General features: G+C 56.2%; 6 protein-coding genes and 1 pseudogene. All 7 read left to right on the top strand.

Annotated features, from left to right (window positions below):
• Nucleotides 1-209 precede the first annotated feature (209 nt).
• The gene (locus RSSM_RS16595) at nt 210-1400 is read left to right on the top strand and encodes a glycoside hydrolase family 117 protein (RefSeq protein WP_008681128.1); all 1191 of its coding nucleotides are present in this window, start codon (nt 210-212) and stop codon (nt 1398-1400) included.
• A gap of 203 nt (nt 1401-1603) precedes the next feature.
• On the top strand, nt 1604-2527 hold the full coding sequence (locus tag RSSM_RS16590; protein ID WP_063709087.1) for a hypothetical protein: 924 nt from the start codon (nt 1604-1606) through the stop codon (nt 2525-2527).
• Between the two features lie 930 nt (nt 2528-3457).
• A complete protein-coding gene (locus RSSM_RS16580; protein WP_236621194.1) occupies nt 3458-6514 on the top strand; it encodes a glycoside hydrolase family 2 TIM barrel-domain containing protein in 3057 nt (1018 codons plus the stop codon).
• A 130-nt stretch (nt 6515-6644) separates the two neighbouring features.
• Nucleotides 6645-9290, top strand: coding sequence for a glycoside hydrolase family 2 protein (locus RSSM_RS16575; RefSeq protein ID WP_008681119.1), 2646 nt, complete (start codon nt 6645-6647; stop codon nt 9288-9290).
• Between the two features lie 286 nt (nt 9291-9576).
• Nucleotides 9577-10482, top strand: a complete 906-nt coding sequence (locus RSSM_RS16570; protein ID WP_236621193.1) for a MotA/TolQ/ExbB proton channel family protein — start codon at nt 9577-9579, stop codon at nt 10480-10482.
• On the top strand, nt 10479-10889 hold the full coding sequence (locus RSSM_RS16565; RefSeq protein ID WP_008681113.1) for an ExbD/TolR family protein: 411 nt from the start codon (nt 10479-10481) through the stop codon (nt 10887-10889). Before RSSM_RS16570 ends, RSSM_RS16565 begins: the two co-directional genes overlap by 4 nt.
• Before the next feature lie 341 nt (nt 10890-11230).
• Nucleotides 11231-11710, top strand: a pseudogene (locus RSSM_RS16560) (hypothetical protein); the annotation flags it as partial.

The following is an 11710-nucleotide window of genomic DNA, read 5'->3' as shown; positions in this document are numbered from 1 at the left end:
AACAGGGGTGGATAGGGGGCTGGTGGGGCGGTGATTCCGGCGGGGCTGGGCGGGAGCGGTGTGAATGACTGCGTTGAGCCGTTGACTTCGGCGCTCAACTGGATAACTTGTTGATTGTTGACAATGCGTGGTTCCTGACCGGTGGGGTTGGGACTGTTGTTTGTCCTTGTTGCGGGCAACCGCCGTCGCTGTCCTTTTGAGTTGACAACATGCAAATTCTGCAGATTGCTCCGTTGGTCGTTTTGGTCGCTTCTCTCGTTTGGTCGTATCCCGTTATGGCTCAAGACAATCCGGTTCCGAGTCCTGAACAAGTTGATTTTCTCGGGATCACCAATCCAGACAAACTTAGTGCGGCGTCGAGGCGAGCGCTCCAGTGGCCGAAGATCGGTAACGAGTGGTTTGTCGAGTTCGCGACTCAGGACCTCAAGGGCGACCTCGCGTACGAGGAAGGTGTTTGTCGCCGCGATCCGAGTGCGATCATCAAGGAGAACGGCAAGTACTACGTGTGGTACACGCGTGGCACCGGACCGACACAGGGCTTTGCCGGCGATATTGAAAACGACAAGGTCTTCCCGTGGGACCGCTGTGACCTTTGGTATGCGACGTCGGATGACGGATGGACGTGGGAGGAACAGGGGCTCGCGGTTGCACGGGGCGAGAAGGGGGCCTATGACGATCGGTCGGTGTTTACGTGCGAGATCATGAAGCACGACGGGATGTACTACCTGTGCTATCAAACGGTGAAGTCGCCTTACAATGTCCGCGTGAAGAATCAGGTCGGACTGGCATGGTCGGACTCGCCGGACGGACCGTGGACGAAGAGCGAAGAGCCGATTCTCAGCCCGGCAGACAACGGGGTGTGGAAGGGCGAGGAGCAGAACCGGTTCAAGGTGATTAAGAAGGGTGACTTCGACAGCCACAAGGTGCATGACCCGTGCATCCTGCCGTATCGTGGAAAGTTCTATCTGTATTACAAAGGTGAGCAGATGGGTGAGGCGATCACGTTCGGTGGCCGGCAGATTCGGCACGGGGTGGCGATCGCCGATGATCCCAAAGGTCCGTACGTAAAGAGTCCTTACAACCCGATCAGCAACAGCGGGCATGAGGTTTGCGTTTGGCCTTACAACGGCGGTATCGCTTCGTTGATCACGACCGACGGGCCCGAGAAGAACACGATTCAGTGGGCACCCGATGGCATCAATTTTGAGATCATGTCGGTGATCAAAGATGCTCCGCACGCGATCGGGTTGAACCGGACGGCAGACAACGAGAAAGAGCCGACGGAGATTCTTCGCTGGGGTTTGACTCACGAGTACAAGACATGGCATTACCAACACATCCGCCGGTTTTCGTCTCGACGCATTCTCAACCATACGGCGGTCGGTGAATCTGCGGAGTGATGGTTGTTCCTATTTCCAGTGAAAACTTCGTTCGCTCGCTGCGTGCAGGCTTGTGTCGTGGCTGGTTGTGTGTCGGGCGGAATCGTCTCGGCCGGTTGATCGTGGGCCGGTTGATCGTGGGCCGGTTAACGCTGCGTTGGTTAATCGTAGGCCGGTTGACGGTGGGACAGTTCAGGGTGAGCCGGTTTAGGGTGAGCCGGTTGATGAGGCTCGCGGCTTGGATGGTTGTCGTGTCGATCGGCATGGTTGCTGGGGAGGTTGAGCGGGCCAGCTCGGATGACACGCTGGTGGGTGTCGATATTGAATCCGATTTGGATTTGATCACCCCGGTGATGACTGATGAAACGCCCGCCGCAGGGCGGCGCGTGCGACAGGTGGCGGCCGAGTACGAAGGGACCGACGTTTTCCATGCGTTGTACCTGCCACGTGATTGGCAGCCAGATAAACAGTACCCGGTTATCGTTGAGTACACGGGAAACCGTTGGGCACCAAGTTTGTCGACCGGTCGGGTGGAAGACGCGAATCTCGGTTTTGGGCTGAGTGGTGGGACGCGGTATCTGTGGGTTTCGATGCCCTACGTGGAAACCAACCACCGCGAGAATGCGGAGATGTGGTGGGGAGATCGCGATGCCACAGTGCAGTATTGCAAAACGAATCTACCGCGTATTTGTGACGCGTTCGGTGGTGATCGTGAACGTGTTGTGCTGTGTGGGTTTTCGCGTGGAGCGATCGCGTGCAGTTACATCGGGCTCGCGGATGACGAAATCGCGGGATGGTGGAAGGGGATCGTGACGCACGACCACTTCGATGGGGAGCGAGAATGGAAGTATCCCGGCAGCGATCGCGAATCCGCACTCAGTCGGCTGGTGAGGTTGCGTGGGCGACCGGTGTTGGTTTGCAGCACACGAGCGAGCGAGATTCGTGATTCGTATCTCGGTGCTGTTTCAACGTTGGCGGATTTCACGTTTCTCGATGTTCCGACAAAACAGATTTTTGACATCCCGGAAGGAAAGGTGATTCATCCGCACACGGATCGGTGGATGCATCGCCCCAACACCTATCGAGACGTCGCACGTGATTGGATTGATGGGCTTTGTAGTGTTGAGTCGTCGAGCGGTGTTGAGTGAACTCGCGGCGATTGGTGGCGATGAGGGGGCTCGTCGGTTCTGTGCTGGTTGTTGGTTTGTTTATTGAATCTCGTGGTCGGTTGATAGCTTTTAGGGCGATCGGCGTTTGCTGTCGTTCTGATGAGATAACCGGGGCCAATGCCCGCCGGCTAAAGGATTGTGAAATTTGGCGTGGCGGATTTTTGTATTGGATTTGGCAGAGTTCAGGCCACTGAAGTCTGGCGACATCGGCTACTTCATTTTCTGCAACACTCTCCCGGGTTCCGCTAGGTATCCGGATTGGTTCTATACACTGCATGGTTGTGGTTGACGGTGCGTGCCGCTGTGGTTGGTGCGCGGTCAACTGCGAAGGATTCCTTATGGAATCATGCGGTGTGTGACAACGTAGAGATCAATAGATTTGTCTCGCATTTGATCGGTTGTTTGGTTCGATGCGAATTGTCGCATCAACGTTTCCTGTTCGTACAAGAGTGTTTTATGTTGGTTACAATCGCACACCGAACGGCTCTCGAAGTCTGACTGCATCGGTTGCCTCATTTTTGAAAACGCTCATGCAGTTGGAACGCCGTATGAAACATCGACGCTGAATTTGGGTTGTGGTTTCGAGCAACGAACAGGAGCGTTCAGCCTGTTGGTGAGTGAATCGCGAAGTTGTCGGGTTGGTGCTCGGTCGAGATTGCAAAGAGTTTGCTTTTGTTGACGACTGAATTGTTTGTTTTCGTTTTGAATTTCTTTCAACCTTTTGAACTCTTTATGAAGTTGCTTATCCCCACAATTCTCTCTTTGCTATTCGTGCCTGTCGTTGCCTTTGCGCAGAACGATTGGGAGTCTATCACGACGTTTGAGAGAAACAGGCTGCCGTCGCGAGTGGCGTCGCATTCGTATCGCAATGTGGATGACGCGCTGAGTGGAGACCGGGATCGGGCTCGGATGCGTTCGTTGAACGGGACGTGGAAATTTCGCTATGTCGATCGCGTCGAAGATCGGCCGACGGACTTCATGGCGTCTGATTTCGATGGGAAGCAGTGGGACGATATTCCAGTGCCATCGAATTGGGAGTTGCAAGGTCACGGGCAACCGATCTACACGAATATCACTTACCCGTTCACGCCGCGAATTTTTGATAAGACGTTAAAGTACGATTGGAAGGGGCCGCAACCGCCTCGGCCACCTTTTATCTATCGCGATAATCCCGTTGGTAGCTACTACCGTGATTTCGAAGTGCCGAGCGAATGGAAGGATCATTCGATCATCCTGCACTTTGGCGGCGTCTCGTCGGCGTTTCACGTATGGGTGAACGGCGAGATGGTCGGCTACAGTCAGGACAGTTGTTTGGCGGCGGAATTCGATGTGACGTCGTATGTCAAACCAGGGACGAACAGGGTTGCGGTTCAGGTGTTTCGCTGGAGCGACGGGAGCTATCTCGAAGACCAGGACATGTGGCGGTTGAGCGGTATCCAACGCGATGTCCTCTTGTTGGCTCGTCCGAAGGTTGCGTTGGAGGATGTTTATGTGCGGACGAAGTTTGACGAAAACCTCGAGAATGCGAAGTTGGAGATCCGCCCTCGCGTTTGGGTTGGTAAAGACGTTGACTCGATCGACGGATGGAAGATTACGGCCGAGTTGTTCGATGCCGATGGCAAGTCGGTGTTGGACTCGACGATGTCGACGTCGGCGAAGGGGATTTACAACGAACGTTGGCCGGCGAGGGATCTGACGAAGTTTGCGTTTATGGAGGCGGATGTTGCTTCGCCGCGGAAGTGGTCGTCAGAAGATCCGTACTTGTACCGGGTTGTTTTGACGGTTCAAAAGCCAAACGGGGAAATCGCGGAAACAAGAAGTCAGCGGGTTGGGTTTCGGCATCTCGAGATCAATGACGCGGGTGAATTTCTGGTCAACGGTGTCGCGGTCAAGTTGATGGGCGTGAACCGGCACGATCATCACCCGGTACGTGGCAAAGCGTTGACGCGTGAGGATATGCGGAAGGATGTCGAGTTGATGAAGCGGTTTAACTTCAACTCGGTTCGCACATCACACTATCCGAACGATCCGTACTTCTATGAGCTGTGCGACGAGTACGGCATTTATGTGATGGACGAAGCGAACATTGAAACACATCACCTCGGTGGGGCTATCCCGAATGATCCGACATGGAGCGGTGCGATCATGAGCCGGGTGTATCGGATGGTTGAAAGGGACAAGAATCATCCTTGTGTCGTTTCGTGGTCGTTGGGCAATGAATCGGGGACCGGTCCGGTGATGGCGGCCGCGGCGGCGTGGATCAAGTATTTCGATCCGTCGCGATTCATCCACTACGAAGGGGCCCAGGGGGATCCGACCGATCCAGACTACGTCGAGGGCAACGGTGTCGGGTATCAGTCGCAAGGTTGGCCGACGATGTCGAACCCAGACGACTCAGACTATGTGGATGTCGTCAGTCGGATGTATCCGGACCTCAGCCAGTTGGTCAACATGTCCGAGAATCCGAAGATCGATCGGCCGATCATCATGTGTGAGTATTTGCACGCGATGGGAAATTCCATCGGCGGTCTCGGCGAATTTTGGGATGAGATCCGTAGTGCTCCCAACCTGATGGGCGGTTTCATTTGGGACATGATCGATCAGGGACTCGAAAAGACCAATGACGAAGGCGAGACGTACTTTGCGTATGGCGGTGACTACGGAGACATCCCCAACGACGGTAACTTTTGCATCAACGGCGTGTTCGCAGCGGACCGGACACCCAATCCACACGCATGGGAATGCAAGCATGTGTTTCAACCGGTTGTTTTTGAGCCCGCTGGTTCCGACGGAGCGAAGGTGAAGGTCACGAACCGTTTTTGCTTCACGGACCTTGGCGGATACGAAGTCCGGTGGGCGGTTTTGCGTGACGGAGAACCGGTAGAGACGGGAGAGATTGATGCGTTGAGTTTGGCGGCCGGGGATTCGAACGAAATCGCGATCCCGTTTGCGAAATCGAGTGTATCGGATGACGCGGAGTGTTGGCTGCGGATGAGCGTTCATGAAACGCGAGACCGGCCGTGGTGTGAGCGTGGTTTTGAAATTGCGGCCGATCAGATCGCGTTGAACTCACCGGCACGTTCGGAGCATGCATCGTCGGAAGACGGCAGCGACCTTCGCGTCAGTGAGTCCGGCGATAAGGTGGTCGTGTCGGGTGATGGCTTTTCCGTGACGGTGTCGAAGCAAACGGGGTTTGTGGAGTCGTACGTTGTCGACGGGACCGAGCGGTTGGTGGCGCCAATGCATCCAAACTTTTCGCGGCCTCCGACGGACAACGATTCGAAGGCAGCCAGTTCGGGTGATTTTCGCAAGTCGCAGCAGGTGTGGAAGGGGCTCGAGAGGAAGCTGCCAATCGATTCGTTTGACGTGGAAGAGGGCTCCGACGTTGTTGTTAGCGTCGTACAAAGTCAAGGTCAGAAGATCCAGCTAGCGACGGCGTACACGGTGAGTCGATCGGGCAAGTTGTCGGTGATGATGAAGCTCGATGCGGATGAGTCGTTACCCAACCTGATTCGGTTCGGCATGACGATGGGAGTTTCGTCGTCCTATACGCAGGCCACCTATTACGGGCGCGGTCCGTTTGAGAACTATGAGGACCGTCGGCGGGCCGCCTTTGTCGGGCGATATCAATCAAAGACGCGTGACATGTTTGAGAACTACGTGATGCCGCAGGAAAACGGCAACCGTACTGACACGCGTTGGTTGACGTTGGCCTCCGATGACGGAAAGTCGGGGCTGCGTGTGAGCGGTTCGCCGGTGTTTAGTTTTTCGGTTTGGCCTTACAGCGCCGAAGCGATCGCTGCGGCGAAACATCCCTATGAGTTGACCGAGCAAGGGTTCTTCACGCTTAATGTCGATCAGTTGCAGCTCGGACTCGGCGGCACGTTGTCTCATACGATGCCGCAGTACGTCCCGAATGCGGGTGAGTATGAGTTTGAGTTCGCGATCGAGCCGATGGATGATTGATGGTTTTCGCTGATGCGTTTGTTGGTTCGTTTTGTCGGAAGTTTGACGACTCCGGCTACGTTGGTGGAAGCTTCTCGTTTCCGCTGACTCCCTCCTGTTTCTTCCCCACCTTAATGAAGGCGTCCTCCCAATGAAACGTCTCGTCCCTGCGAGTGCGCGGTGCGTGCTGGTTTGTTGTGTTGTTTCGTTGTTCTTGCAATCTGGCTTGTCTGCGGACGGATTGCCGGACGGTTATCCTGCGTCGCAGCGCCGGAAAGTTGTTCTGACTCCGCATTGGAAGTTTCATCGTGGTGATCCCGACGCGAATTTCTATGGAAACGAATTCGATGACTCGGAGTGGGAAGAGGTTAGCGTTCCGCATACGCTGAAACTTACCGATGTGAATTTGGATGGCTGCGACGATAGCAAGTTCCAGGAGACGTTTCACCGAACGGTGGGATGGTACCGCCGAGTCATTGAGGTGTCAGAGAACCCGACGAAGGTGTTTTTGGAGTTCGAGGGTGCTCATCAGGTCACGGATCTATGGGTGAACGGCGAACACGTTGGGCAGCATGCGATCGGGGGCTACACGCCGTTTCATTTCGATATCACTTCGTATGTGAGCGCCGGCGAGAATCAGATTGCGTTGCGTGTGGACAATCGGAAACGCGACGATACGCCTCCCGATCCGGGGCCGTATGACTATGTCAAATTCAGCGGTCTGTATCGTGATGTCTACTTGGTTGAGACTGGTGGACTGCGGGTGACGTTTGCGTGGGAAGATTTTTACGCCGGTGTTTCGGTGACAACGCCGGCGGTCGATCCGCTGAACGGCAACGCAACGATCGCGGTTCGAACGACGGTCAGGAACGAGAGCGAGGGAAGAAAGGACTGCCGCGTTTTGACTCGGGTCGTCGATAGTGACGGCGTCGTGGTGATGCGGTTGGCCGATATGCAATCGATTCCTCCTGGTGAGGATCGTACGTTCAATCAATGCGGCGGTATCGACGAGGATTTGCATCTGTGGTCGTGCGATGACCCGTATCTGTACCGCGTCAATACGACGGTGTGGGACGGGGATACCGTGATCGATTGTGTTGAAAATCCGCTCGGTGTTCGCTCGTTGGCGTTGAGCAAGGAGCACGGGGTGTTGCTCAATGGTGAACCGGTGGATCTGTTTGGTTCGAACCGGCATCAGCATTACGCGTTCATTGGGGACGCGATGCCGAATTCGTTGCACTACAAAGATGTTTTGCAATTGAAACAGAAGGGCATGAACATCATCCGCACGGCGCATTACCCGCAGGACGATGCGCTTCTCGACGCGTGTGATCGTCTCGGGGTGTTGGTTTACGAAGAGGCTCCCACGTGGATCGCGATCGGCAATGATGCGTGGTTTGACAATCTCGAGCGGGCGGCGCGACGCATGGTTCGGAACCATCGAAACCATCCGTCGGTCATCATTTGGGGAGCGGGTATCAACCACCGCGGCGCGGTTCCTCGCCTTCACTATGCCATTAAGCAAGAAGACCCGACTCGATGGACGGCGTCGAACAATTCGGCGTGGACGGGAGAACAGAATTCGGGCGTCTGTGATCTGTTCACCAACATGGACTATCGCGGAGTGGACGATTGGACGGGTGAGGAATACTTGTTGGCGATGGAAGGCAAGCTGACTCCGGAGAGCATCGCGTTGTACGGAGGAGATCCGTTGCGACTCGGTTTGATTCACTGGACTGCGCACGCGTACTACACGTTTCATCCGACCAACAAGTCCGAAAACAGGATGCGGAGCGGGATGATGGACGGGTTTCGCAACATGGCGTTACCGGAAGACGAGTCGTACGGCGAACCGGTCGCCATGCGGATCGATGTTGACATGGAAGGTCGCGAGTTGACGGCCGATGGCAATGATATTGTGTTGGCGTATACGCGGTTTGTGGACAAAGACGGCAAACTCGTTCCGGGGCCGGATGTTGATGTGCGTTACGTCGTCCATGGCCCTGCCGAGATTGTTGGCGAAGGAGAGATTGAGGGGGCCAATCCCGCGCCGGTCTCGCGAGGAGCGGCGCCGGTGTTGATTCGTGCGGGATTGAGCGCGGGTGAAATCCACGTCACCGCGGAGTGCGAGGGATTTGAAACGGTGAAGGCAACGTTGACGAGTGTCCCGTTCAATCCGGATTGCATCGAAACGCGGGCCCGCGCGATCTATGATTTACGCCGTTTGCATGTTGATATGGGAGGAGAAGGGCAGCTCGTGCAATTCGGTTGGCAATCATGGATCGGTGAAAGCAATCAGCCGGCTGCGTTCGAGGCCGATTTTCTCGGTGGTGTGCGTGCGACGCTGAAGCCGGCATCAGACGAGGGGATCACACGATGGCTCGGTGAGATGAACGTCAAGGGACGTGACGGTTTCGTCATGGGCGAAGGTGTTTGTGTGATCGATCCGGAGGGGTTTGCGTTGGAGCTGAGCGGTTTGGCGGTGGGGCGTTATGAATTGACAACGTTCCATCACGCGCCCGTATCGAACACCAACTCGATGGATCCGAATCGCGAGCGTCTCAAGACGTTGAAGATTCATCAGATTCCGGTCGCATCGGTCGTGAACGTGACGACCAAGACGGGGAGCACGAAGGTGACGGTGAGCACGGGCAAACAGGTTCCTGATGAAGGGCCTGGGATAGCGGTCGTGGCTTTCGAGGTGGAAGATTCGTCGCCGGTGGAATTTCGATTCCAGGACGCCGATGGCGAGCGAGGCGTGTGGCTCAATGGATTCATTCTGCGTCAGGCTCGGTAAGGTCGCACGCTTTTCGAAGCGGAAATGTGCTGGGGGATCGTGGAGGGTTCGCGAGCCGGGGCAGTCGGTTTGCGGATGGGGCGGAGCCTGCGATCGGCGTTCTCTGCAACGGGGAATGAAGTCCCTTAAAGTTCATGATTCCGGGCTGGGAAGCGGCAAAGCTGCTTGACTGCTAAATGTTAACAATTTACAGTCGGCGTTCCGCAGACCGCGATTCTTCGATCTTCTGATCGGTCGCTGACGATCTGTGGATCCTTCCCGCCGAATCCCACCTCGAGACTAGCCCATGCGTGCCGCTGTTTTGCTTTTCGCTGTGATGCTCCATTTTGCTCTCGGTTCGCCGTACTGCCTTGCACAGAGCGAACCGGACGTGGGGGCGACTGGAACGGTTGCGTCGACGGAACTGGAGACGTCGACTGAAGCGGGGATCTCGGAGGTTGGGGCGGAAACGGAATCGAGTGCTCTCGATGAGTTGGTTAGCAAGTTGCGGCAGGGCGGGATTGTCGTCGTGCTGCAGATTCTGTTGTCGATCGTCGGGGTGTCGGTTGCGTTGGAGCGGTTTGTTCATCTGCGAGGCAAATCGTTGGTGCCGCCAAAGTTGATCGAGGAGGCGGATCGGTTGTGGCATGAGGGACGATACGACGAGTTGGTCGACAAGGCGGGCCGGAACGGCAGTTTGTTGGGGCTCGTGATCGAGGAGGTCGTTCGGCACCGTAATGCTGGCTATCAGGTGGTTTCTCAGTTGGCCGGTGACGTGGCGGCTCGCGAGATTCGCCGACATTTGCAGCGGTTGTTTCCGATCGCTTTGGTGGCAACGCTCGAACCGCTGCTCGGATTGCTCGGCACGATGTTGGGGATGATTGGTGCGTTTGAAACGGTGGCGGTAGCCGGATCGATGGGAGACGCCTCGATTCTCGCGGACGACATTGCCAAGGCACTCGTGACGACGGCGGTCGGATTGATCATCGCGATTCCGGCTGTGTTTGTTTATCAGTGTCTCAAGAGCCAGATCGGGTTTGGCAGTGCGGCGTTGGACCAGGCGGCGAGTGGATTGATTAGCGATTGGTTCTTGCTGCCCGAACCGGGGGATGACGCCGCGGTGGTTTCATCGGGTTCAAAAGAAGCGAGCCAGGAAAGCGGTGCGGGCGATCTCGCGGTGGGCACGGAACAGGAAATGGAGACGACAGCGTGAGAACCGAAATCATCGAAGAAGAATCAGTCGAGCCGCAGATGGCTCCGCTCATTGATTGTGTGTTCCTTTTGTTAATCTTTTTTCTCGTCGCGACGACGTTAAAGAAACTCGAACGAGAGTTGCCTGTTGAATTGCCACCGGCAACGCAGGCGGTCGAGGTCGCGGTGGCCCCGGACACGTTGGTGATTTCGATTGACGTCACTGGCCAGACCTATCTGGATGGCAACATGGCGACGCCGGGCGTGTTGATGCGGCAGCTCGACCGAGTCGCGGCGGAAGAGCGGGACCGGCCGGTGCAGATTGATGCGGATCGACGGACACCGTTCGAACACGTGGTGAAAGTGTTGGAGGCATTGAACCTGCGGTCACTGTCAAACGTGTCGGTGCATGTCGCAGACAAACTGTAGGGCTGGTATGAGCTTGGACGCATTGTGTTGATACGCAACGCTGGAACGATTGAAGGCAATGCGAGAACCGGGGGCAAAGCCGGAGCCCCGCGAGAACGGATTCGATCCCCGGTGAATTTGTTGGCGGGAGATGGCTCGGCTAGGTGTGTTCACCGCGGCAAACGCCGAGCGGCTGATGGAGGCTTGGGGCGTCTAGTGCTGTCGATTGACTTTTTCCGGTTCGTCGCCTTTGCCTGCGAGGGGTGCGAGAGACCGCGGGTGACGAAGTGTTTGGTTTCGCAACATGGCGAGACCTTTGATGATCGAGAAATTGTTTCGTCGTTTTGACTGGGTATATCGTTATGGTTTCCACCGCATCGCGTTCTCGAAACTCAGCCGGTCAGTCTCGGTGGCTGGCCGGATCGTTGGTCGTGCACGTGGGATTTTTGTTGTTGGTGTTGATGTTGTTGAAACCCAACGCCGCCACGGAATCGGTGGCGAAAGCGGCGCCGAGCGTGACCAGTAGCGACCGACTCGAGGAGTTGAGCGAAAAGGTTCGCGAGATTCACCAACGGCGTCTGATGGACGTGGTCGAGTCGCTCGAAGAAACACTCGACTCGATGGATCAGCTCGAGCAAGAACGACTCGGGCAACTGCGCGAGGCGTATCCGGACGCGGTGGACTCAGCGTCGGATGATATCGAGGCGGCGCACGCGGAAGCGATTGCGGCGCAGCAGCGGGCGATGTCCGACCTCGAACGTGCGATGAAAGCTGCCGGAACGGGCAACACGGACGAGGCCGGCGAGGCTCGCACGCGAGCGATCGAAGAACAAGCGTCGGCC

Origin of the sequence: Aporhodopirellula sallentina SM41 (assembly GCF_000346505.1) — a bacterium.
Lineage (GTDB): Bacteria > Planctomycetota > Planctomycetia > Pirellulales > Pirellulaceae > Rhodopirellula > Rhodopirellula sallentina.
This window is presented reverse-complemented; position numbering and strand designations above follow the sequence as displayed.

Excerpts from the sequence above, each read along its gene's own strand:
- RSSM_RS16595 (WP_008681128.1), top strand. The coding sequence starts at position 210 with ATGCAAATTCTGCAGATTGCTCCGTTGGTCGTTTTGGTCGCTTCTCTC.
- RSSM_RS16590 (WP_063709087.1), top strand. The coding sequence starts at position 1,604 with ATGAGGCTCGCGGCTTGGATGGTTGTCGTGTCGATCGGCATGGTTGCT.
- RSSM_RS16580 (WP_236621194.1), top strand. The coding sequence starts at position 3,458 with ATGCGTTCGTTGAACGGGACGTGGAAATTTCGCTATGTCGATCGCGTC.
- RSSM_RS16575 (WP_008681119.1), top strand. The coding sequence starts at position 6,645 with ATGAAACGTCTCGTCCCTGCGAGTGCGCGGTGCGTGCTGGTTTGTTGT.
- RSSM_RS16570 (WP_236621193.1), top strand. The coding sequence starts at position 9,577 with ATGCGTGCCGCTGTTTTGCTTTTCGCTGTGATGCTCCATTTTGCTCTC.